General features: G+C 35.4%; 22 protein-coding genes. All 22 read left to right on the top strand.

The features are described from left to right. The first annotated feature begins 101 nt into the window (after nt 1–101). The 22 genes from ftsA (at nt 102) to ACMGE9_RS01235 (ending at nt 23,485) form a co-directional block, all read left to right on the top strand. A complete protein-coding gene (ftsA, locus tag ACMGE9_RS01340) occupies nt 102–1,490 on the top strand; it encodes a cell division protein FtsA (protein ID WP_414043462.1) in 1,389 nt (462 codons plus the stop codon). 33 nt (nt 1,491–1,523) lie between these two features. Continuing rightward, nucleotides 1,524–2,651: a cell division protein FtsZ gene (ftsZ, locus tag ACMGE9_RS01335; RefSeq protein WP_414043461.1), complete on the top strand. Its 1,128-nt coding sequence runs from the start codon at nt 1,524–1,526 to the stop codon at nt 2,649–2,651. Nucleotides 2,652–2,753: 102 nt separating this feature from the next. Then, entirely contained in the window at nt 2,754–3,542 is a 789-nt protein-coding gene (pgeF, locus tag ACMGE9_RS01330) for a peptidoglycan editing factor PgeF (protein WP_414043460.1), read from the top strand. Between the two features lies 1 nt (nt 3,543). Further along, nucleotides 3,544–4,206, top strand: coding sequence for a YggS family pyridoxal phosphate-dependent enzyme (locus tag ACMGE9_RS01325; RefSeq protein WP_414043459.1), 663 nt, complete (start codon nt 3,544–3,546; stop codon nt 4,204–4,206). Nucleotides 4,207–4,216: 10 nt separating this feature from the next. Then, a complete protein-coding gene (locus ACMGE9_RS01320; protein WP_414043458.1) occupies nt 4,217–4,774 on the top strand; it encodes a cell division protein SepF in 558 nt (185 codons plus the stop codon). Continuing rightward, nucleotides 4,771–5,064 (top strand): YggT family protein, encoded by a 294-nt coding sequence (locus ACMGE9_RS01315; protein WP_414043457.1) that lies wholly within the window; start codon nt 4,771–4,773, stop codon nt 5,062–5,064. Before ACMGE9_RS01320 ends, ACMGE9_RS01315 begins: the two co-directional genes overlap by 4 nt. A 57-nt stretch (nt 5,065–5,121) precedes the next feature. Continuing rightward, complete coding sequence (locus ACMGE9_RS01310; RefSeq protein ID WP_414043456.1) at nt 5,122–5,892, top strand: RNA-binding protein; 771 nt, start codon at nt 5,122–5,124, stop codon at nt 5,890–5,892. Nucleotides 5,893–5,904: 12 nt separating this feature from the next. Next, nucleotides 5,905–6,405, top strand: coding sequence for a DivIVA domain-containing protein (locus ACMGE9_RS01305; protein ID WP_414043455.1), 501 nt, complete (start codon nt 5,905–5,907; stop codon nt 6,403–6,405). A 278-nt stretch (nt 6,406–6,683) separates the two neighbouring features. Continuing rightward, entirely contained in the window at nt 6,684–9,431 is a 2,748-nt protein-coding gene (gene ileS / locus ACMGE9_RS01300; RefSeq protein ID WP_414043454.1) for an isoleucine--tRNA ligase, read from the top strand. Between the two features lie 245 nt (nt 9,432–9,676). After that, entirely contained in the window at nt 9,677–10,168 is a 492-nt protein-coding gene (gene lspA / locus ACMGE9_RS01295; RefSeq protein ID WP_414043453.1) for a signal peptidase II, read from the top strand. Continuing rightward, nucleotides 10,155–11,060 carry an RluA family pseudouridine synthase gene (locus ACMGE9_RS01290; protein WP_414043452.1) on the top strand — a complete coding sequence of 302 codons (906 nt, stop codon included), beginning with the start codon at nt 10,155–10,157 and terminating at the stop codon, nt 11,058–11,060. The genes lspA and ACMGE9_RS01290 overlap by 14 nt, the downstream gene beginning before the upstream one ends. Nucleotides 11,061–11,222: 162 nt before the next feature. Further along, nucleotides 11,223–11,747 (top strand): bifunctional pyr operon transcriptional regulator/uracil phosphoribosyltransferase PyrR, encoded by a 525-nt coding sequence (gene pyrR / locus ACMGE9_RS01285; protein WP_414043451.1) that lies wholly within the window; start codon nt 11,223–11,225, stop codon nt 11,745–11,747. Between the two features lie 122 nt (nt 11,748–11,869). Continuing rightward, the gene (locus tag ACMGE9_RS01280; protein ID WP_414043450.1) at nt 11,870–13,186 is read left to right on the top strand and encodes a uracil-xanthine permease family protein; all 1,317 of its coding nucleotides are present in this window, start codon (nt 11,870–11,872) and stop codon (nt 13,184–13,186) included. Nucleotides 13,187–13,224: 38 nt separating this feature from the next. Beyond that, entirely contained in the window at nt 13,225–14,103 is an 879-nt protein-coding gene (locus ACMGE9_RS01275) for an aspartate carbamoyltransferase catalytic subunit (protein ID WP_414043449.1), read from the top strand. Nucleotides 14,104–14,167: 64 nt separating this feature from the next. Further along, nucleotides 14,168–15,451, top strand: a complete 1,284-nt coding sequence (locus ACMGE9_RS01270; RefSeq protein ID WP_414043448.1) for a dihydroorotase — start codon at nt 14,168–14,170, stop codon at nt 15,449–15,451. Next, a complete protein-coding gene (gene carA, locus ACMGE9_RS01265; RefSeq protein WP_414043447.1) occupies nt 15,444–16,532 on the top strand; it encodes a glutamine-hydrolyzing carbamoyl-phosphate synthase small subunit in 1,089 nt (362 codons plus the stop codon). The genes ACMGE9_RS01270 and carA overlap by 8 nt, the downstream gene beginning before the upstream one ends. Further along, nucleotides 16,532–19,705: a carbamoyl-phosphate synthase large subunit gene (gene carB, locus ACMGE9_RS01260; RefSeq protein WP_414043446.1), complete on the top strand. Its 3,174-nt coding sequence runs from the start codon at nt 16,532–16,534 to the stop codon at nt 19,703–19,705. The genes carA and carB overlap by 1 nt, the downstream gene beginning before the upstream one ends. 5 nt (nt 19,706–19,710) lie before the next feature. Continuing rightward, nucleotides 19,711–20,475 carry a dihydroorotate dehydrogenase electron transfer subunit gene (locus ACMGE9_RS01255; protein ID WP_414044425.1) on the top strand — a complete coding sequence of 255 codons (765 nt, stop codon included), beginning with the start codon at nt 19,711–19,713 and terminating at the stop codon, nt 20,473–20,475. Further along, nucleotides 20,472–21,398, top strand: coding sequence for a dihydroorotate dehydrogenase (locus tag ACMGE9_RS01250; protein ID WP_414043445.1), 927 nt, complete (start codon nt 20,472–20,474; stop codon nt 21,396–21,398). The genes ACMGE9_RS01255 and ACMGE9_RS01250 overlap by 4 nt, the downstream gene beginning before the upstream one ends. After that, nucleotides 21,399–22,100, top strand: coding sequence for an orotidine-5'-phosphate decarboxylase (gene pyrF, locus ACMGE9_RS01245; protein ID WP_414043444.1), 702 nt, complete (start codon nt 21,399–21,401; stop codon nt 22,098–22,100). Then, nucleotides 22,090–22,701 (top strand): orotate phosphoribosyltransferase, encoded by a 612-nt coding sequence (gene pyrE / locus ACMGE9_RS01240; RefSeq protein WP_414043443.1) that lies wholly within the window; start codon nt 22,090–22,092, stop codon nt 22,699–22,701. Before pyrF ends, pyrE begins: the two co-directional genes overlap by 11 nt. Before the next feature lie 61 nt (nt 22,702–22,762). Then, a complete protein-coding gene (locus tag ACMGE9_RS01235; protein WP_414043442.1) occupies nt 22,763–23,485 on the top strand; it encodes a hypothetical protein in 723 nt (240 codons plus the stop codon). Nucleotides 23,486–23,507: the final 22 nt, after the last annotated feature.

Here is a 23,507-nt window from a genome sequence, read left to right as displayed (position 1 = left end):
TATTTTATTAAAAAAAAAAGCGTTTATAGTTTTCTGAATAAAGTCTATAATGTAATATTGATAGTGTATGTTAAACAAACATAAATAGGAGGTGCCTATCGATGGAAGAACATTACTATGTTTCTATAGATATTGGATCATCTAGCGTTAAGGTAGTTGTAGGCGAAAAGTTTCATAATGGCATTAATGTGATAGGTACAGGTCAAACTTTTACTGATGGTATTAAAAAAGGTATGATTGATGATTTCGATGTCGCATGTCATGCGATAAAAGATACTATAAAAAAAGCACAGATAGCTTCTGGTATTGAGTTTGAAGATGTATTTTTAAAAATGCCAATTATTCATTCAGAAATTCACGATATTGAACATGAAATTACTTTCAATGGTGAATCAACTGAAATTACAGGTGAACATATTGAAGATGTATTAGATGGTATACGTGCTAAAAATACATCGAATGAAATTGAGATTATTGGGGTTTTCCCAAAAATGTTTAAAGTGGATGATTTACACGAAGTAAGTGATCCGAAAGAAATGATAGCAACGCAAAGTTTAGCTGTTGATGCAGGAGTAATTACTACAAATCGATCTGTTTTAGTTAATACTTTAAAATGTGTTGAGAGCTGTGGAGTTCATGTGCTAGATGTATATTCTGATGCATATAACTACAAACATATATTGACACCAACGGAAGTTGAATTGGGAGCAGTTGTTATCGATATTGGTGATCAATTAACTCAAGTTGCATATTATGAACGTGGCAATTTATTTGATGCTGATAATATTCCAATGGCTGGTAGTCAAATAACCAACGACATCGCTCAGAGTTTAAATACGACTTTTGATCAAGCTGAGAAAGTGAAAGAACAATATGGACATGCATTTTACGATTTAGCTTCTGAACAAGATATCTTTACCGTTGACCAGATTGATTCTGATGAACCTATGAGCTTCAACCAAAAAGACCTCAGTGATATCGTTGAAGCAGGTGTGGAAGAAATTTTCTTAGAAGTATTTGATTTATTACAAGAAATGGGCTTAAATAAAATTAACGGTGGTTTTGTCATCACTGGTGGTACTGCGAACATGTTAGGTATTAAGGAATTATTATCAGATATGGTCAGTGAGAAAGTAAGAATTCACGTACCACAGCAAATGGGTATTCGTAAGCCTGAATTTTCTTCAAGTATTTCTACTATTAATAGTGGTATTAACTTTGATGAACTATTAGATTATGTTACAATTAATAATCATGATGTATCTTCTGAAGAGGAGCATGTAGAAGAGTACGTGGAAGAGAAACCTAAAGGAAAAGGTTTAGACGGATTCTTTAAACGTAAGAACAATAAGGACGTTGAAACTGAGGTTTATACTTCAAAAATTGTCGGAGAACGAATTGAACGTTCTGATGGTACTTATGAACATCAAAACAATGATACAGAAAAACCGAGTGTAATGAAAAAAATTATGAAATCATTATTTGAATAATAATTGGCCACAATTATATAGGAGGAAAATTGAATGTTAGAATTTGAACAGGGCTTTAATCATTTAGCAACTTTAAAAGTAATCGGTGTAGGTGGCGGCGGTAATAACGCGGTAAACCGAATGATCGATCACGGTATGAACAATGTAGAATTTATTGCAATTAATACAGATGGCCAAGCTTTAAACTTATCTAAGGCAACTTCAAAAATCCAAATCGGGGAAAAATTAACACGTGGTTTAGGTGCTGGAGCAAATCCTGAAATCGGTAAAAAAGCTGCGGAAGAGTCTCGTGAACAAATCGAAGACGCTATCCAAGGGGCAGATATGGTTTTCGTAACAGCTGGTATGGGTGGCGGAACTGGTACTGGTGCTGCACCTGTCGTAGCAAAGATTGCCAAAGAAATGGGTGCATTAACAGTAGGTGTTGTTACACGTCCATTCTCATTTGAGGGCCGTAAACGTCAAACACAAGCTGCTGCTGGTGTTGAAGCAATGAAAGCTGCAGTAGATACTTTAATCGTCATTCCTAATGATCGATTATTAGACATCGTTGATAAGTCTACACCGATGATGGAAGCGTTTAAAGAAGCTGATAACGTATTACGCCAAGGTGTACAAGGTATCTCTGATCTTATTGCTGTTTCAGGGGAAGTAAACTTAGACTTCGCTGATGTTAAGACAATTATGAGTAACCAAGGTTCTGCATTAATGGGTATCGGTGTATCTAGTGGTGAAAACAGAGCGATTGAAGCGGCTAAAAAAGCAATTTCTTCACCGTTACTAGAAACATCAATCGTTGGTGCCCAAGGTGTGTTAATGAACATCACGGGTGGCGAATCACTAACATTATTTGAGGCACAAGAAGCTGCAGACATCGTTCAAGATGCTGCTGATGAAGATGTAAATATGATTTTCGGTACAGTAATCAACCCTGAACTACAAGATGAAATTGTTGTAACTGTTATCGCAACTGGTTTTAATGATAAACCAACACGTAGTGTATCACCAACTAGTTTTGGAACACCACAACCACAACGTGAAACACGTACTGAATCTGTATCACAACCACAACAAGCACAACCTGAAAGAGAATCTAATAGAGATGACTTAGATGTTCCTGGCTTCTTAAAAGACCGTGGCACTCGTCGTCGTAGAAGATAATTTTTATTTATTAAATATCAACTATACAGCCGAACAAACATAAGTCGCTTTTTGATTTTTGTTTGTTCGGTTTTTATATAAGATGTCCCGTTGGAGGTTATAATGGAACCATTTCAATTAAGAAAACATACATACAATGTTAATAATGATTATAATAAAGTAATTGGAATAACAAGTCGACATGGTGGCATTAGTGATTATCCGAAAGATAGCTTAAATATGGCTTTATATATTGATGATGCACCGTTTAATGTACATCATAATCAAGCAGTTGTGGCACATGAAATTGGCTTCAAAACAAGTGAATGGGTTTTCCCAATCCAAAAGCATGGTAACAATATTCAAGAAGTTTACGGAGCAGATAAAGGAACGAATGTATTTGAACTAACACAAAAGTGGTTTGATATCGATGGTTTATTTACGAATGACAAGGGTATACTGCTGACAATGTGTTATGCAGACTGTGTGCCTGTGTATTTATATAGTGTTTCAGATAACTTTATTGCATTAGGTCATGCTGGTTGGCGTGGTACAGTGGGATTAATATTAGAACGATTAATAAAAGCTTATACAGGTGACGTGAATAATTTAAGGTGTATTATTGGGCCGTCAGTAAGTGCACCTTGTTATGAAGTAAACTATGATATTAAACGTCAATTTATTGAATTAAATTTAGACTTAGAAGATTGTTTTGAAGAGAATACGAATGACATGTTCGATATAAACCTACAAGAAATAAACAAACGCATTGCAATGCGTGCAGGCATTAAACCGGAATATATTTCAGTAACAAGGCGCTGTACTTCAACTGAAAATAATGAATTTTTCTCTTATCGTTTAGAAAAAGGGAATACGGGTAGAATGTTAGCTTATATTGGAACGAGGGATTAACATGGAAGTTAAAGAAAATTTAATAGCAATTGAGCAGGACATTAAAAAAAGTTTAGCAAAATCATCATACGGACAAACCCCAACATTGATTGCTGTTACGAAGTATGTGACAATAGAGCGTGCGCAAGAAGCAGTAGAGGCTGGAGTTACACATTTAGGTGAGAACCGTATTGAGGGCTTTAAAGATAAACGTGACAATATTGATGGTGTGACGATGCATTTTATTGGTTCAATGCAAACAAGAAAAGTAAAAGAAGTAATTAACCATGTCGATTACTTGCATTCTTTGGATAGAATGAGTTTAGCACAAGAAATTCAGAAACGTGCTGAAAAAAGAATTAAATGTTTCATACAAGTCAATGTGAGTGGTGAAGATAGTAAACATGGTATCAGTGTGGATGAAGTGCAAACATTTACCCAAAGCCTGTCTGAATATGATAACATTGAGGTAGTTGGACTGATGACAATGGCACCTATTGATGCAACTGACGAAGAAATAAGATCATACTTTAAACAACTAAAACAATTACAAATCACTATCAATTCATTAGGATTACCGCACGCACCGTGTACTGAAACATCTATGGGTATGAGTAATGATTATAAAATCGCAATTGAAGAAGGTGCGACGTTTATTCGTATAGGTACGAAACTCGTCGGATAGGAGGGAACTAATGGCCATAAAAGATGTATTTAAAGGATTTTTTGTATACGAAGATGAAGAAGAAGTGGTATATGAAGACAATACGCCGAAAAAATCTGTAGAGGCGGTAGAAAAAGAGAAAATTAAAGTTTCAAACAATAATCCAGAGAAAAAAATTGCGAAACAAGAAACTGTATATCGTGCGAAAACTGAGCCAGTAAAATCTAAAGTGAAAGTGAATGAACGTAAAGTGACACAAAACAACGTTGTGAATATGCATGACGATACATCGTCAAGTATTTCAAAAGTATGTTTATTTGAACCACGTGTATTTAGTGATACGCAAGATATTGCTGATGAACTGAAGAACCGTCGTGCGACACTTGTGAACTTGCAACGTATCGATAAGATTTCTGCTAAACGTATCATCGATTTCTTAAGTGGAACAGTGTATGCGATAGGTGGAGACATTCAACGTATCGGTACAGATATTTTTTTATGTACGCCAGATAACGTTGAAGTAGCAGGTTCAATAACAGAAATGTTAGATGCGCCTGAAGATTATAAAGAACATGAGGAATATGAATGAGTACATTTCAAATTGCAATAATGATAATGAATTTTATTTTAAGTGCTATTAATATCTATACTATTGGCATGGTAATTTACTTTTTTATGTCATGGATTCCTGGATTGCGTGAATCATTCATTGGTGAATGGATGAGTAAAATTTATGAGCCATTTTTATCACCATTTAGACGTCTAATCCCACCTATCGGAATGATAGATATTTCAAGTATCGCTGCATTAATCTTTTTAAGATTTTTAATAGAGGGTTTATCAGCAATATTTAGTATGATTGCACCAATATTTTTATAATTTTAAAAATCTCATGTATATGAGATTTTTTTCATGTCAAAGTAAAAAGAGGATATTATGAATTTATATCAGCATTTTAGAAATGAAGAGATGGATATTGTAAAGCATTTAGAGAGTCTAGTAGAGCGTGCAGAATCACAGTATTCACCTGTACTTACGCACTTTCTCGATCCACGTCAACAGTTTATTTTAACGACGTTAGTCAATCGCACGGATTTATGCGTTGCATTTAATGGTGGGCGTGGCGATCGTGAACGTATGCGTGCTTTAATTTATCCGACGTATCATGAAGTTAGTCAAGATGACTTTGAATTATCAATTATTGAAATCAAATATGCAGAGAAATTTATTACACTGACACATCGTAATATTTTAGGAGCATTGATGTCCATCGGCTTTAAACGAGATTTATTAGGTGATATTATTGTCGGTGAGAAAGTACAATTTGTTATTGCGCATCATTTGCAAGATTTTGTGTTCCAAAATTTAACGAAACTTAAAGGGTCTAACGTGAGTTTAAAGGCGATTGATATTACAGATATGATAGAGGCAACAGAAACATTTAAATCGTATCAATCTACTGTAGCCAGTTTACGTTTAGATAACATCGTAGCATTAATGATTAATAAATCGCGCAGTATTGCACAAAACCATATTGCAGCAGAACATGTAAAAGTGAATCATGTTGTTATTGATAAAACGAGTTTTAATGTTGAAACAAATGATTTAATTTCAATAAAAGGCTTCGGACGTGGTAGAATAGAAGCAATAGGTGACCGTACGAAGAAAGATAAGATTCGAATTACATACGGTACAATGTTTAATTAAAATAGAGGTGAAATGATGAAATTCAGTCCAGAGGAAATTCAAAATAAATCTTTTAATATCGTTCATAAAGGTTTAAATGAAAGTGAAGTTAGAGAATATTTAACACAATTAAGTAACGAATTAGAAACCATGCGTAGAGAAAAGAAAATGTTAGAACAACTTATTGCGGATAAAGATGAGAATATTACTCGTTTCAAGAATGTTGAAAATACAATTTCAGACGCTTTAATCGTTGCACAAAAAGCTGGCGATGAAATTAAAGCAAGCGCAGGTATGCAAGCAGATGTGATTATTCAAGATGCAAAAAATCATGCTGAGTTGGTTAAGAAAGATGCAATGCAACAAGCACGTGAAATTGCTTTCCAAACAGAAGACATGAAACGTCAATCTAAAATCTTTAGAGCACGTTTTAAAATGTTAGTCGAAGCGCAACTAGATTTATTAAAAAGTGAAGATTGGGATTATTTATTGAACTATGATTTAGAAACAAAGCCTTTAGATAAACAAGAATAGTTTTTTATTTGAATTTATGACTTATCAAAAGGAATAAAACGTGTTAGTATAAGTAATAATCAAAATAATAATATAGAACCGTATCTATTTTAGTCATAGTCAGCGAATTAGGGATAGTGAGAGCCTAAACTATGAAGAATAGATAAGATCAGTCTGTATTCACAATAAAAACGAATATTAAAGTGAACTCTTAAGTTGAGTTAAATCAGGTGGTACCGCGGATTCGTTCGTCCTGATCAATCAACTTAGGAGTTTTTTTAATTACAGGAGGAATAAAAATGGATTATAAAGAGACGTTATTAATGCCAAAAACAGATTTTCCAATGCGTGGAGGATTACCGAATAAAGAACCACAGATTCAAGCTACGTGGGATGAGAAAGATTTATATCATAAATTATTGGATAAAAATAAAGGTAAAACGCCATACATTTTACATGATGGCCCTCCGTATGCAAATGGACAAATCCATATGGGTCATGCATTAAATAAAATCATTAAAGACTTTATCACACGATATAAAGCGATGAATGGTTTCTATACTCCATACGTTCCTGGTTGGGATACACATGGTTTACCAATCGAAACAGCTTTAACAAAAAAAGGTGTTAAACGTAAAGAAATGTCTACGGCTGAATTCCGTGAACTATGTCGCGAATATGCTCTAGAACAAGTTGCGTTACAAAAAGCTGATTTTAAACGTTTAGGTGTCAATGGTGACTGGGAAAATCCTTATATCACGTTACAAGAAAAATTTGAAGCAGAACAAATTCGTTTGTTCGGTGATATGGCGAAAAAAGGTTATATTTATAAAGGTAAAAAACCAGTTTACTGGTCACCTTCTAGTGAATCTTCATTAGCAGAAGCAGAAATTGAATATCAAGATAAAAAATCAGCTTCTATCTATGTTGCTTTTGAAACAGTTGATGGACGTGGGGTTGTTGAATCTGGAGTTAAATTTGTCATCTGGACAACTACACCTTGGACAATTCCAGCAAACGTAGCAATTTCAGTGAATCCTGAATTAACATATGTACAAGTGAATGTTGAAGGAAATTCTTACATCGTTGCGCAAGCATTACTTGATAATGTATGTGATGCAATTGGATGGGATAAAGAAACAATTGTGATTGAAAAGGAATTTAATGGTACAGAATTAGAATTGATCCAAACACAACACCCATTAATCGAAGAAAGAAAATCTGTTATTATTTTAGGTGATCATGTAACAACAGATGCAGGTACTGGTTGTGTACATACAGCTCCTGGACACGGGGAAGATGACTTTATCGTTGCTCAAAAATATGATTTACCTGTGATTTCTCCAGTTGATGATAAAGGTGTATTTACAGCCGAAGCGGGTGAATTTGAAGGTTTATTCTATGATAAAGCGAATCCTGTTATCACCGAACGATTAACTGAAGTTGATGCGTTATTAAAATTAGAATTCTTTACACATTCTTACCCTCATGATTGGAGAACGAAAAAACCTGTAATTTTCCGTGCGACACCGCAATGGTTCGCTTCAATCAATAAAGTGCGCCAAGACATTTTAAATGCAATAGAAGAGACTGAGTTTAAAGTAGAATGGGGTAAGACACGTATATACAATATGATTCGTGACCGTGGAGATTGGGTAATCTCTCGTCAACGAGTTTGGGGTGTTCCTATTCCAGTATTCTACGCTGAAAATGGTGACATCATCATGGATGAAGCAGTGATTGAACATATTGCAACATTAATCGAAGAACATGGTTCAAATGTATGGTATGAGCGTGAAGCTAAAGATTTATTACCTGAAGGTTTCACACATCCAGGTAGTCCGAATGGTGAATTCACGAAAGAAACGGATATTATGGACGTTTGGTTCGATTCAGGCTCAAGTCATCGTGGTGTATTAGAATCGCGTGAGGAGCTAAGCTTCCCGGCAGATATGTATTTTGAAGGTAGTGACCAATATCGTGGATGGTTTAACTCATCAATTACTACAGCAGTTGCAACACGAGGAAAATCACCATACAAAAAACTATTATCACACGGTTTCGTAATGGATGGACAAGGTCGCAAAATGAGTAAGTCATTAGGTAATACGGTATTACCTGAAAAGGTTGTAAAACAAATGGGTGCTGATATCATTCGCCTGTGGGTTATGTCAGTAGACTACTTAGCAGACGTTCGTATTTCAGATGACATCTTAAAGCAAGTTTCTGAAGTATACCGTAAAATCCGTAACACATTTAAGTTCTTATTAGGGAACGTGAATGACTTTAATCCAGAAACGGATGCAGTTGCATATGAAGACTTAAAAGAAATTGATCAATTTATGTTAAATAAATTATATACATTTGTGAACAATGCACATACACATTATGAGAACAATGATTACTTAGATATTTATCAAGAATTACAGAACTTTATCAATGTGGAGCTAAGTAACTTCTACTTAGATTATGGTAAAGATATATTATATATTGAGGGACAAAACAGTTTAGTGCGTCGAAGTATGCAAACTGTAGTATATGAAGTATTAACATCATTAACGAAAGTATTAGCGCCTATCATACCTCATACAGCTGAAGAAATCTGGAGTCATACACCACACGTTACAGAAGAAAGTGTTCATTTAGCTGATATGCCTAAAGTACATGATGTAGATAGTGTATTAATCGAAAAATGGTCTAGACTCTTAACATTACGAGACGATGTATTTAAAGGTATTGAAGCATTACGTAATGAAAAAGTAATTGGTAAACCATTAGAAGCGAAAGTTACATTATATACTGATAATGCTGAAGACTTAGCATTATTGAAATCATTTGATAATTTACATCAATTGTTCATCGTTTCTGAAGCAACAGTAAGTGAAAGTGCTGTTGGTACGCAATATACTAACTTAAATGTATTAGTAGAACGTGCAGATGGAGAAAAATGTGAGCGCTGTTGGAATTACGCATCAGAAATTACAGCTGAAGATCATACTTTCCCTAATGTTTGTCCAAGATGTTTAAGTGTATTAGAAAGTAAATAAATATAATGAATCCCGAACGTATTGTAGTGAGTGCGTTCGGGATTTTTAGGTTTGCGAAAAAGACTAGATATCATAACTATAGGCAAGAAAAGGAAATTATAGCAAAGTATTAGAGACAAACATTTTACATTACAAACAATTGATCAAATAATAATATTATTATGTCAACCAAAGAAGACACTTCAAAAACAAAAACACACTTACACTTAAAAATATGGTAAAATACTATAGATTGGAGTGAAATTATGAACAAGCGATATAACATCACGATGATGTCAATCCTTGCGATATTTTTAATCGCGATGGATCAACTTACAAAGTATATTATTGTTAAAACAATGAAGATTGGTGAGAGCTTCTCAGTTATCGGAGATATTTTAGAAATTACTTCACACAGAAACCATGGTGCTGCATGGGGAATGTTACAGAATCAAATGACTTTCTTCTATATTATTACAGTTGTGGTGTTAGTTGCGATTGCATTCTTTTATTATAAGGAAGCAATGTTTAACCCGATTATGCAGCTTGGCTTAACATTAATTTTCGCTGGTGCAATCGGTAATTTTATTGATCGTTTATTGAGAGGGAATGTTGTGGATTTTATTGATACAAAAATCATCAACTATGATTTTCCGATTTTTAATGTAGCAGATGCTTGTTTAACTATTGGAGTCATCGTTTTACTCTACGATATGCTATTTAACCAAAAAGAGGAGAAACGAAATGGAAACATATAATTTTTTAATTGAAGAAGAGGAAGTTGGCACAAGAATTGATCGTTATTTAACTGATATGAATGAGGATTGGTCTCGTAATCAAATTCAAGATTGGATTAAATTAAATCTTGTTATCGTTAACGGTAAACCTGTTAAAGCAAATTACAAAATACGTTTAGACGATGAGATTGTTGTAACGGAAAAGCCAGTTGAAGAGATTGATTTACAAGCTGAAGATTTAGGTTTAGAGATTTACTATGAAGATAAAGATGTTGCAATTGTTTATAAACCTAAAGGCATGGTTGTACATCCAGCTCCAGGTCATCCAAATGGTACGTTAGTGAATGGTTTAATGTATGCAATCAAAGACTTATCAGGTATTAATGGAGAAATACGTCCAGGAATAGTTCATCGTATTGATAAAGATACTTCTGGCTTATTAATGATAGCAAAGAACGATATCGCACATCGCGGTTTAGTTGAACAATTAGTCGATAAATCTGTAACACGTAAATATACTGCTTTAGTACACGGTATAATTCCACATGAATTCGGTACAATTGATGCGCCGATTGGACGAAATGTACGTGACCGTCAAGAGATGGCGATTGTAGATAACGGTAAACAAGCTGTTACACATTTTAATGTCATTGAAACATTTGATAAATATACTTTAGTTGAATGTGTATTAGAAACAGGACGTACGCACCAAATTCGTGTCCATATGAAACATATTGGTTTCCCACTTGTGGGTGATCCCAAATATGGACCGAAGAAGACGATGGACATTGGTGGACAAGCTTTACACGCCGGCGTTTTAGGCTTTGAACATCCAGTTACGGGCGAGTATATTGAACGAACTGCACCAATACCTGAATATTTTGAGGAAATCTTAACAAAACTAAGAAAATAAAAATAATTTCATTATTGATTGTTGACATTGCAATAGATAGTGCTATTATTATATTAACTAAATCACACGTTAATGCTTTTAAATAAGTCCAGAGAGGCTTAAAAGGCGTCGAGGAATCCTCACGTCTATTTGACGTGAGGATTTTTTTGAGGAGGGATAAAAGTGAATCAAAGAATCGTACTAGATGATAAAGCGATAGACCGAACTTTAACACGTATTGCACACGAAATCTTAGAAAATAACAAAGGTGCTGAAAACTTAGTACTTTTAGGTATCAAAACACGCGGAATTTATCTTGCGAATCGTATACAATCTAAGATTGAACGCATCGATGGTGTTAAAATACCGACAGGTATTTTAGACGTTACGGACTATCGTGATGACAAGACGGATCGTATAAGTTCTGACGTTATCGCATATGAAATTGATACGGATATGAATAATAAACATGTTGTTATTGTCGATGACGTTTTATTTACTGGTCGAACAGTTCGGGCTTCACTAGATGCAATCTTAGATCATGTGCGTCCGAAGCGCATCAGTCTAGCAACACTAGTGGACAGAGGACATCGTGAGTTGCCGATACGCGCAGACTTTATCGGTAAAAATATTCCGACTGCGATATCTGAGGAAGTCATTGTCTTACTAGATGAAGTTGATGAACGTACACAAGTATATATTAAATAACTCTTTTAAGTTGGTGCGAGACACCTGCAAAGGGTTTAAGTGAGTAATAGACACTTAAGTCTCTTTGCATGTGCAAAGAGACTTTTTTTTATGAAAAACTTTATAACAAGATGGAGGAAATTATGAATTCTACTAATGAAGAAATATACGAAAGAACTGTTGAACCAGTACTTGATGTACACGAAAAGCCCAAAGCCAGTCAGTGGTTATTACTCAGTTCTCAACACTTATTCGCCATGTTTGGTGCAACGGTATTAGTACCTTATTTAACCGGATTACCAGTATCAGCAGCATTAATCGCATCAGGCCTTGGGACATTACTTTATATATTAATAACAAAAGGAAAAATTCCTGCATACCTGGGTTCAAGCTTTGCTTTTATCACACCGATTATTGTGGGTCTTAAAACACATAACTTAGGCGAAATGTTAATGGCACTTTTCATGAGTGGTTTAATGTATGTCATTATCGGATTGATTATTAAGGTGGTCGGCGTCGATTGGTTGCTTAGATTATTACCGCCTGTCGTTGTTGGACCTGTCATTATGGTTATTGGTTTAGGTTTAGCACCTGTCGCTGTGAACATGGCAATGTATACGGATAGCGGTGCTATGAAAGGCTATAACATTACTTACTTAGTAATTGCATTTGTTACATTACTCACAGTCGTTATATTCTCAGTCGCGGTGAAAGGTTTCTTATCGATAATCCCAGTGTTGATTGGGATTGTAGTTGGATATATCACGTCAATCCTTTGTGGTGTTGTCGACTTCTCAGGTATTCAAAAAGCCCAATGGCTTGAAGCGCCTAAAGTTTACTTACCATTTGTGAATTACGAACCACAGTTTGATTGGGTATTAATTATGATCATGTTGCCTATCGTATTCGTAACAGTGAGTGAACATATCGGTCATCAAATCGTAATCAATAAAATTGTTGGTCGTAACTTCTTTAAAGACCCAGGATTACACCGTAGTTTAATGGGTGACGGTATTTCTACAATGGTTGCATCTATCATCGGAGGACCACCTAGTACAACTTATGGTGAAAACATTGGCGTACTTGCAATCACAAGGATTTATAGTATTTGGGTAATCGGTGGCGCTGCAGTCCTTGCATTAATCTTAGGATTTGTAGGGAAATTTACTGCACTTGTATCAAGTATTCCAACACCTGTTATGGGTGGTGTTTCGATTTTATTATTCGGTATTATCGCATCTAGTGGTTTACGTATGCTTGTAGAATCAAAAGTTGATTTCGGAGATAAACGTAACTTAGTGATTGCATCAGTCATTTTAGTATTAGGAATTGGTAAAGCACACATCGACTTAACAGTAAATCAAATTCATTTAAATATTGAAGGTATGGCACTTGCAGCATTAGCTGGTATCATTCTAAATGTCGTATTGCCTGAATCAAAATCACACGAAGATTACTAATAATAAGAAAAAAAGAATATAAAAAGGGGCAAATAAAAATGATACATTTACATTCAATCACTGACTTATCTAACGAAGCAATTATGACAACAATTGAACGTGCAATTGATATAAAAAATGGCAATGTCGCAAAATTCCCAAACGTTTACGCAGCGAACCTGTTCTTTGAAAATTCTACACGTACAAAATGTTCATTTGAAGTTGCAGAACGTAAACTCGGCATGCATGTCATTCCTTTTGAAACGAGTACATCTTCAGTATCAAAAGGTGAAAGTCTTTATGATACTTGTAAAACGATGGAGAGCATTGGGTGTAATGTTTTAGTTATTCGTCATCCAGAGAATGATTACTATAAACAGTTAGATGGATTAAATATTCCAATTGTAAATGGAGGAGACGGATCAGGACAACATCCAACTCAATGTTTATTAGACTTGATGACGATTTATGAAGAGTATGGAAAATTCGAAGGTTTAAAAGTAGTAATCTGTGGAGATATTTTAAACTCACGTGTTGCTCGTAGTAATTACGATGCCTTAACACGATTAGGTGCTGAGGTTAAGTTTGTCGCACCTGATGCATGGATTGATAAATCAATTCCTGCAGATTATGTGAATATTGATGAAGTGATTGAAGAAGTAGATGTGTGTATGTTATTACGTGTACAACATGAACGTCACGACAAAGCAGCTTCATTCACTAAAGAAGAATATAATAGCAAATACGGTTTAAATGAAGCGAGATATAATAAATTAAAAGACAGTGCGATAATCCTACATCCAGCACCTATCAATCGTGATGTCGAAATTAAAAGTGATTTGGTTGAATCACCAAAAGCGCGTATCTTTAAACAGATGGAAAATGGTGTTTACACACGAATGAGTATTTTAACGCAAGTCATTGAAAACAACATATAATGAAGTGTAATACAAGTGAGAAAGCTGTAAAAAACTATAGACTAAATCATAAGGAGTGCACATAATGTCAATATTACTAAGAGGCGGTAACATATTAATCAACGGTGAGCTAGCGGAAAGAGATATTCGAATTGAAGACGGTAAAATTACTGAAATCGGTGACAAACTAAATGTCTTAAATTCAGAAATCATTGACTTAGATGGTCAATTTGTATCACAAGGGTTTGTCGATGTTCACGTTCATTTACGTGAGCCAGGTGGTGAACATAAAGAAACGATTGAAACGGGTACACAAGCCGCTGCACGTGGTGGTTTTACGACTGTATGCCCTATGCCAAATACACGTCCAGTACCAGATACAGTAGAACATTTAGATGCATTAAATACTTCAATTGAAAAAAATGCGAAAGTACGTGTATTACCTTACGCATCAATTTCAATCCGTCAAAAAGGTGAGGAGCTTGTTGATTTTAAAGCTTTAAAGGAACATGGTGCATTTGCATTTACCGATGACGGTGTCGGTGTTCAAACCGCTTCAGTAATGTATGAAGCAATGCAACAAGCAGCGGCTCTTGATATGGCTATTGTTGCACATTGTGAAGATAACTCACTCATTTATAATGGTGCAATGCACGAAGGCAAAGTTAGTCAAACTTTAAACATTCCGGGTATTCCTTCAATTTGTGAAGCAGTTCAAATTGCGCGTGACGTATTACTTGCTGAAGCAGCAAATTGTCACTATCACGTATGTCACGTTTCAAGTAAAGAAAGTGTGCGTGTCATCCGTGATGCGAAACGCGCAGGTATTAAAGTTACAGCAGAAGTTACACCACACCATTTATTATTAAATGAAGAAGTCATTACTAAAGATGATGCGATTTTAAAAATGAATCCACCTTTACGTGCAAAAGAAGATCATGAAGCATTAATAGAAGCATTACTTGATGGCACAATTGATTTTATCGCAACCGACCATGCACCACATGCAGCAGATGAGAAAGCGCAACCGATGACGAAAGCACCATTCGGTATTGTTGGGAGTGAAACAGCTTTCCCATTACTTTATACGAAATTCGTTAAAAACGGTGACTGGACTTTACAACAACTCATTGATTATTTAGCGGTTAAACCTGGTGAAGTATTCAACTTACCTTACGGAAAAGCTTTAGAAGTTGGAAACATCGCTGATATTACAGTGATTGACTTAGAAGAAGCATACGAAATTAAGGCAGAAGATTTCTTATCAAAATCAAGCAACACACCATTCATCGGAGAAAAAGTATTCGGTAACGTTACAAAAACATTTGTTGAAGGACAGCTAGCATATGAGGGGGCACATCATGCGTAATAACAGATATTTAGTTTTAGAAGACGGTACAGTATTTAACGGCTATGCATTCGGAAGTGATAAAGAAATCGTAGGAGAAATTGTATTTAACACAGCAATGACTGGATACCAAGAAACATTATCTGATCCATCTTACACTGGGCAAATTATTACTTTCACATATCCATTAATCGGTAACTACGGTATTAACCGAGACGACTTTGAAACGTTAAATCCTTCTTTAAAAGGTATGGTTATTCGTGAACTATGTGACTTCCCAAGTAACTTTAGAAATACCGCGAACTTAGATGAAACATTAAAAAGTTATGGTGTACCAGGTATTGACGGTGTTGACACACGTATGTTAACACGTATCATTCGTCAGCACGGTGTATTAAAAGCAGCGCTGATTAATGATAAAGCACAAATCGATGCAACGATTGAACGATTAAAAACAACTGAACTACCAACGGATGAGGTTGCACAAGTTTCAACAAAAACACCTTATATTTCTACTGGTAGTGACTTACGTGTCGTATTAATCGACTTCGGTAAAAAGGAAAACATCGTACGTGAATTGAACTTACGTGGTTGTGATGTAACAGTGATGCCATATACTACAACTGCTGAAGAAATCTTACGTGTACAGCCTGATGGCGTAATGTTATCAAACGGTCCAGGTAACCCAGAAGTTGTAACTGATGGGATTGAAATGATCAAAGGTATTTTAGGAAAAGTACCATTCTTCGGTATTTGCTTAGGACATCAACTCTTTAGTTTAGCGTGTGGTGCATCAACATTTAAATTAAAATTTGGACACCGTGGTGCCAACCACCCAGTTAAAAACTTAGCAACAGGTAAAATCGAAATTACATCTCAAAACCATGGATATGCGGTTGACGCAGATTCAATTGCTAATACAGATTTAGAAATTACACATATCGCTTTAAACGATGGCACAGTTGAAGGAGTTAAACACAAAACACTGCCAGCTTTCTCTGTACAATATCACCCAGAAGCATCACCCGGACCTCATGATCCGAACTATTTATTTGACGAGTTCATCGATTTAATGAAAACAAATAAGGAGCGTGCGAAATAATGCCGAAACGTAATGATATCAAAACAATATTAGTGATTGGTTCAGGTCCAATCATCATCGGTCAAGCAGCAGAATTTGACTATGCAGGCACACAAGCATGTCTTGCCTTAAAAGAAGAAGGATACAAAGTTATCTTAGTGAACTCAAACCCTGCAACAATCATGACAGATACAGAAATTGCAGATAAGGTATACATCGAACCTTTAACATTAGATTTCGTTGCACGTATTATCCGTAAAGAACAACCAGATGCTTTATTACCAACATTAGGTGGACAAACTGGATTAAACATGGCAGTTCAATTAGAAGAAGCAGGTATCTTAAAAGAAAACAACGTTAAACTTTTAGGAACAGAGTTATCTTCAATTAACCAAGCAGAAGATAGAGACTTATTCAGAAATTTAATGTATGAATTAGATGTACCTGTACCAGAAAGTGATATCGTCAACACGGTAGATCAAGCGATTTCATTTGCAACTCAAATTGGTTATCCAGTCATCGTTCGTCCAGCATTTACAATGGGTGGAACAGGCGGTGGTATTTGTCACGATGAACCAGAACTGATTGAAATCGTAACAAATGGTTTAAAATACTCACCAGTAACACAATGTTTAATTGAAAAATCAATTGCAGGTTATAAAGAAATTGAGTACGAAGTAATGCGTGACTCAAATGACAATGCCATCGTTGTATGTAACATGGAGAATATTGACCCAGTCGGGATACATACAGGAGATTCAATCGTAGTGGCACCATCACAAACGTTAAGCGATAAAGAATATCATATGTTACGTGACGTATCATTAAGAATCATTCGAGCCTTAAAAATTGAAGGGGGCTGTAACGTACAGTTAGCTTTAGATCCACATTCGTTCAATTATTACATTATCGAAGTGAATCCACGTGTATCACGTTCTTCAGCCTTAGCCTCGAAAGCAACAGGTTATCCTATTGCAAAACTTGCAGCGAAGATTGCAGTTGGATTAACTTTAGATGAAATGTTAAATCCAGTAACGGGTACGAGCTATGCTGCATTCGAACCAGCACTTGACTATGTTGTTTCTAAAATTCCACGTTTCCCATTCGATAAATTCGAAAAAGGTGAACGCGTACTTGGAACACAAATGAAAGCGACTGGAGAAGTCATGGCTATTGGTCGTACTTATGAAGAATCATTATTAAAAGCAATACGCTCTTTAGAATATGGTGTACATCATTTAGGATTACCTAACGGTGAAAACTTTGAATTAGACTTTATTGAAAAGCGTATTAAAGCTCAAGATGATGAACGTTTATTCTTTATCGGCGAAGCCATTCGTCGTGGAATTGCTTTAGAAGACATCCATGAATGGACTAAAATTGATTTCTTCTTCTTAAATAAATTTAAGCATATTATTGATATCGAACATGATTTAAAAGATCATGTGGGAGATATTGAGCGTTTAGAATGGGCGAAGAAATATGGCTTTAGCGACCGCGTCATTGCACATCGTTGGAACATGACAGAACGTGAAGTATACGACTTACGTCAAGAAAACGACATTATCCCTGTATTTAAAATGGTTGATACATGTGCATCAGAGTTCGAATCAAACACACCTTACTTCTACGGTACATATGAAACTGAAAATGAATCGATTGTCAGTGATAAAAAGAAAATCATCGTCCTTGGATCAGGTCCAATTCGTATCGGTCAAGGTGTGGAATTTGACTACGCGACTGTACATGCAGTTTGGGCAATTCGTGAAATGGGTTATGAAGCAATCATCATTAACAACAATCCTGAAACTGTATCAACAGACTTCTCTATTTCAGATAAATTATATTTTGAGCCATTAACTGAAGAAGATGTCATGAACATTATCAACTTAGAACAACCTGAAGGTGTTGTTGTGCAGTTCGGTGGTCAAACGGCAATTAATTTAGCTGAAAAATTAACGAAGTACGGTGTAAAAGTATTAGGAACATCACTAGAAAATTTAGACCGAGCTGAAGATAGAAAAGAATTTGAAGCATTAATGCAAAAAATCGGTATTCCACAGCCTTTAGGAAAAACTGCAACATCTGTTGAAGAAGCGGTACATAATGCAAACTTTATTGGTTACCCAGTGCTTGTTCGACCATCATATGTGTTAGGTGGTCGTGCAATGGAAATCGTATATAACGAACCTGAACTTGTGGATTATATGAATAGAGCTGTGAAAGCGAGCCCTGAACATCCAGTATTAATTGATAGATATTTAACAGGTAAAGAGATTGAAGTGGATGCGATTTGTGATGGCAAGACAGTTGTGATTCCTGGCATAATGGAGCATATTGAACGTGCAGGGGTTCACTCAGGTGACTCAATAGCGGTATATCCACCTCAAACATTAACAGAAAAACAAGTCAATACATTAGTAGATTACACTACACGATTAGCACACGGTTTAGAAATCATCGGCTTACTTAATATTCAGTTTGTCATTGCGGATGAAGAAGTTTACGTTTTAGAAGTTAACCCACGTGCATCAAGAACAGTGCCATTCTTAAGTAAAATTACTCACGTTCCAATGGCGAATATTGCTATGAAAAGTATATTAGGAGAGTCATTACTTGATAAAGGTTACAACGAAGGATTAGTCCCATTTAAAGAAGGTGTATTTGTTAAAGCGCCAGTATTCAGTTTCTCTAAACTTAAAAATGTAGACATTACTTTAGGACCTGAAATGAAATCGACAGGTGAAGTAATGGGTAAAGATTTAACTTTAGAAAAAGCATTATATAAAGGCTTAGTAGCAAGTGGACTACAGGTGAAAGACCACGGTACCGCTTTAATTACTGTAGCAGATAAAGATAAAGAAGAAGCATTAGGTTTAGCAACACGATTACATGAAATTGGCTACCGAATTATGGCAACAAGTGGTACTGCGAAATTATTACATGACAATAATATACCAGTCGTAGAAGTAAGTAAAATTGGTACAGAGTTTAATTTATTGGATGTTATTCGCGACGGACATGTTCAAATCGTTATAAACACTATGACTAACGGAAAACAAATAGAACGTGACGGCTTCCAAATCAGACGTGACTCAGTCGATAATGGTGTCCCGTGTCTAACATCCCTAGATACAGCACGTGCATTAATTGAAGTTATTGAGAGCATGACATTTAATATGAATCAAATGTAGGAGGGATCACCATGCAAGAAGAAATGAGAGTCGTCAGTCAAAGAAATATTGCAAGAAATATTTATGAAATTGTACTCGTTGGTCAAATTACGAAGGAAATGACAACACCGGGACAATTTGTTCATATCCGAGTAGGGGATTCTTCAGAATTTATGTTGCGTCGACCTATTTCTATTTGCTCAGTCGATCAAACTCAACATACATTAACGTGTCTTTACCGTGCGGAAGGTAAAGGTACAACTGTACTTTCTAAATTAAAAGTAAATGATACTGTTGATATATTAGCACCACTGGGACATGGTTTCCCAGTGGATGCTGCTAAGCAAACAGCATTACTCATTGGTGGAGGCATAGGAGTACCACCATTATATGAACTATCTAAGCAGTTAAATGCACGTGGGATTAAGACGATTCATGTGTTAGGATTCCAATCAAAAGAGGACATGTTTTATTTAGATGAGTTTAGTAAATTAGGTGAAACACATATAGCAACAGTGGATGGTACTTTCGGGACTCAAGGCTTTGTTACTGATGTAATTAAAGTTTTACCGAAAAACTTTGACACATTCTATACATGTGGGCCAATCGTGATGATTAAAGCCATTGAAAGTGTATTACCAGATACAAAAGGCTATGTATCACTTGAAGAACGTATGGGGTGTGGTATTGGTGCGTGTTACGCCTGCGTATGTAAAGCTGACAATGATGCTGGATATGTTAAGATTTGTACTGACGGTCCTGTATTTGAGAAAGGAGCTTTAGCACTATGAGTCGATTAAATATCAATTTACCTGGATTAGAATTGAAAAATCCCATTATGCCGGCAAGTGGTTGTTTCGCTTTTGGACAAGAGTTTTCTAGATTCTATGATTTAAATGAACTAGGTGCCATAATGATTAAAGCAGCAACACCTGAATCACGCTTCGGAAACCCAACGCCACGTGTTGCTGAGACTTCAAGTGGTATGATTAATGCAATTGGATTACAAAACCCAGGTGTTGATCATATTATTGCACATGAATTAAAGTGGTTAGAGCAATTTGAAACACCCATTATTGCAAACGTAGCAGGCTCAAAAGAAGAAGATTATGTAATCGTGGCTGAAAAAATTTCTAAGGCACCGAATGTAAAAGCTTTAGAGCTCAATATTAGTTGTCCGAATGTTAAAGAAGGTGGCATTCAGTTTGGTACTGATCCTAGAACTGCTGCCGAATTAACACGTAAAGTAAAAGCGGTATCAGAAGTGCCTGTATACGTGAAACTATCACCAAATGTTACGAACATCGTAGATATGGCGGTTGCAGTTGCAGAATATGCAGATGGGATAACGATGATCAATACGCTTGTTGGACTGCGCATCAATGAAAAAACGGGTGCGCCGATTATTGCAAATGTTGTTGGTGGATTAAGTGGTCCTGCCGTGAAACCAGTGGCCATGCGAATGGTTTATGAAGTTCGCAAAGCGTTACCAAATTTTCCGATTATTGCGATGGGTGGCGTAACAGACGCACAAGACGTAATTGATTTTATTTCAGTAGGTGCTGATGCCGTCGCAGTAGGCACTGCTAACTTCCAAAATCCTAGTGTTTGTGTTGATATCATCAATTCATTACCGAAGTATTTAGATAAATTAGGTGTGAATCACATACATGAATTGAAGAATAGAACACATAAATTATTGGAGGAAAAGTAAATGTTTCATAAACCAATTATTGCATTAGATTTTAAAAATATGGATGATGTTAATGCATTTTTAAGACCGTTTGAAGAACCGTTATTCGTAAAGATCGGTATGGAATTATTTATGCAAAATGGTCCTGAAATTGTGAAAATCATTCGTAGTCAAGGTCATGAAATTTTCTTGGATTTAAAGTTATATGATATTCCGAATACTGTACGTCAAGCTATGTTTGGTCTTGGTAAACTAGATATACAAATGGTCAATGTGCATGCAGCAGGTGGGAAGACAATGATGTCTGAAGCCATGAAAGGATTGCGTGATGCAGGGAGTAAAGCGAAACTAATCGCGGTAACACAACTGACAAGCACTTCTGAAGCCGTAATGCAAAATGAACAGGGTATTCCATTAACGATTGATGAATGTATTTTAAATTATGCGACACTCACACGTGACGCAGGTCTAGATGGCGTTGTATGTTCAGCAAATGAAAGTAAGATGTTGCGTGATGCTTTAGGTGATGATTTCTTGAAAGTTACACCAGGTATACGTACATTAAGGGATGCTGTTGGAGATCAAGTTCGTGTGGCAACACCTGAATTTGCGAAAGAGAATGGCTCAACGCATATCGTTGTTGGTCGATCTATTACACAAGATAGTAATCCATTAGAGAAATATAATCAGATCAAGAAAGTGTGGGAAAATCATGTTAAATGAGAAAATAGCAAAGTCATTATTAGAAATTGAAGCAGTATCTCTACAACCGAATGATATGTTTACCTGGTCATCTGGTATTAAAAGCCCTATTTATTGTGATAACCGTTTAACAATGAGTTATCCAGCAGTACGTGACGAAATTGCTGAAGGTTTAAAGACATTGATTGAAGCGCATTTCAATGAAGTTGATGTCTTAGCAGGTACAGCAACTGCCGGTATTCCTCACGCAGCATTTGTATCACAAAAAATGAATTTACCAATGAGTTACGTGCGTTCATCAAGCAAGAAACATGGTAAAGGGAATCAAATCGAAGGTAAAGTTGAAGTGGGACAAAAAGTTGTTGTGATTGAAGATTTAATTTCAACAGGGGGATCTGCAATTGAAGCAGCAGATGCATTAAAAGCACATGGAGCAGATGTATTAGGGATTGTCGCCATATTTAGTTATCAATTATCAAAAGGAAAAGAACGATTAGCTGAAAGTGGTTATCCATACTATACGCTTTGTGATTTTGATACCTTAATTCACGTTGCTAAAGATATGAATAAAATTGAAGCAAAAGATATTGATGGATTAATTAAATGGCGTGACGCTTTGTAATGAGAAAAAAATCTGTTTAATGTATACTTACATAAACAGATTTTTTTATGAGGTGAAGTAATTGGCTGATAAATGGGGACATATAAATAAATTTATTAAAAACCCATCTCCTAATATAGAGAAAAAGCGTATCGATACAGAGATGAATACTCGTGATAAATTCACGAAAAACAGATTAATTGCCCAAGTAAAAAAACCAATCAAAGAATTTGATTACCAGATTGATTCGTTCTTTAACTATGTTTATCGAACGATAGCAATGCCAAATAAAATTATCGACAATCCGAAAAGTAGTAAATACTTCTTTTTCGCTTTTATGAATTTTTTGCTTTATTTACTATTAATTTTCGTTCTCGGAGCATTTCACACCACTCGTTTTAATATTGATACGGGTATAAAAATGGTCGTTAGCGGTGCGATATTTTCATTATTATCCATTTTATTTACATTTTTAATTCAGACGGTGGCATTAAATAGAACGAATAACTTCTATAAAGTATTTGTAGATACAATCAGTTATTATACGATATATAATTTATTTGTTATTTTTGAATTGATTGCATTATTAATAGCACCTGAAAGTTCTATTATATTTTATATCATACGTTTTTTAATTATTATGACGATTCCATTTAAATTATTTGTTACATATCGTGAAATGAATAATGTAGAGATTGACGTATTTCCTTTACATATCACATTTATCATTATCATGGTAATTTATGTATTTATATCTAAAGACATCGAATGGCTAAATTTCTTTAAATTCGAACCAATTAAATAAACGAGACGGGAAAACCGTCTCG

It is taken from the genome of Macrococcus animalis (assembly GCF_047425875.1).
Taxonomy (GTDB): Bacteria; Bacillota; Bacilli; order Staphylococcales; family Staphylococcaceae; genus Macrococcoides; species Macrococcoides animalis.
Note: the sequence above shows the minus strand (reverse complement) of the source record. Positions and strands in the feature narration are given on the sequence as shown.

Coding starts and splice junctions, on each gene's coding strand:
- carB (WP_414043446.1), top strand. CDS start 16,532: ATGCCGAAACGTAATGATATCAAAACAATATTAGTGATTGGTTCAGGT.
- lspA (WP_414043453.1), top strand. CDS start 9,677: ATGAACAAGCGATATAACATCACGATGATGTCAATCCTTGCGATATTT.
- ACMGE9_RS01280 (WP_414043450.1), top strand. CDS start 11,870: ATGAATTCTACTAATGAAGAAATATACGAAAGAACTGTTGAACCAGTA.
- pyrF (WP_414043444.1), top strand. CDS start 21,399: ATGTTTCATAAACCAATTATTGCATTAGATTTTAAAAATATGGATGAT.
- carA (WP_414043447.1), top strand. CDS start 15,444: ATGCGTAATAACAGATATTTAGTTTTAGAAGACGGTACAGTATTTAAC.
- ftsA (WP_414043462.1), top strand. CDS start 102: ATGGAAGAACATTACTATGTTTCTATAGATATTGGATCATCTAGCGTT.
- ftsZ (WP_414043461.1), top strand. CDS start 1,524: ATGTTAGAATTTGAACAGGGCTTTAATCATTTAGCAACTTTAAAAGTA.
- ACMGE9_RS01250 (WP_414043445.1), top strand. CDS start 20,472: ATGAGTCGATTAAATATCAATTTACCTGGATTAGAATTGAAAAATCCC.
- ACMGE9_RS01290 (WP_414043452.1), top strand. CDS start 10,155: ATGGAAACATATAATTTTTTAATTGAAGAAGAGGAAGTTGGCACAAGA.
- pgeF (WP_414043460.1), top strand. CDS start 2,754: ATGGAACCATTTCAATTAAGAAAACATACATACAATGTTAATAATGAT.
- ACMGE9_RS01270 (WP_414043448.1), top strand. CDS start 14,168: ATGTCAATATTACTAAGAGGCGGTAACATATTAATCAACGGTGAGCTA.
- ACMGE9_RS01305 (WP_414043455.1), top strand. CDS start 5,905: ATGATGAAATTCAGTCCAGAGGAAATTCAAAATAAATCTTTTAATATC.
- ACMGE9_RS01275 (WP_414043449.1), top strand. CDS start 13,225: ATGATACATTTACATTCAATCACTGACTTATCTAACGAAGCAATTATG.
- ileS (WP_414043454.1), top strand. CDS start 6,684: ATGGATTATAAAGAGACGTTATTAATGCCAAAAACAGATTTTCCAATG.
- ACMGE9_RS01320 (WP_414043458.1), top strand. CDS start 4,217: ATGGCCATAAAAGATGTATTTAAAGGATTTTTTGTATACGAAGATGAA.
- ACMGE9_RS01315 (WP_414043457.1), top strand. CDS start 4,771: ATGAGTACATTTCAAATTGCAATAATGATAATGAATTTTATTTTAAGT.
- ACMGE9_RS01325 (WP_414043459.1), top strand. CDS start 3,544: ATGGAAGTTAAAGAAAATTTAATAGCAATTGAGCAGGACATTAAAAAA.
- pyrE (WP_414043443.1), top strand. CDS start 22,090: ATGTTAAATGAGAAAATAGCAAAGTCATTATTAGAAATTGAAGCAGTA.
- ACMGE9_RS01310 (WP_414043456.1), top strand. CDS start 5,122: ATGAATTTATATCAGCATTTTAGAAATGAAGAGATGGATATTGTAAAG.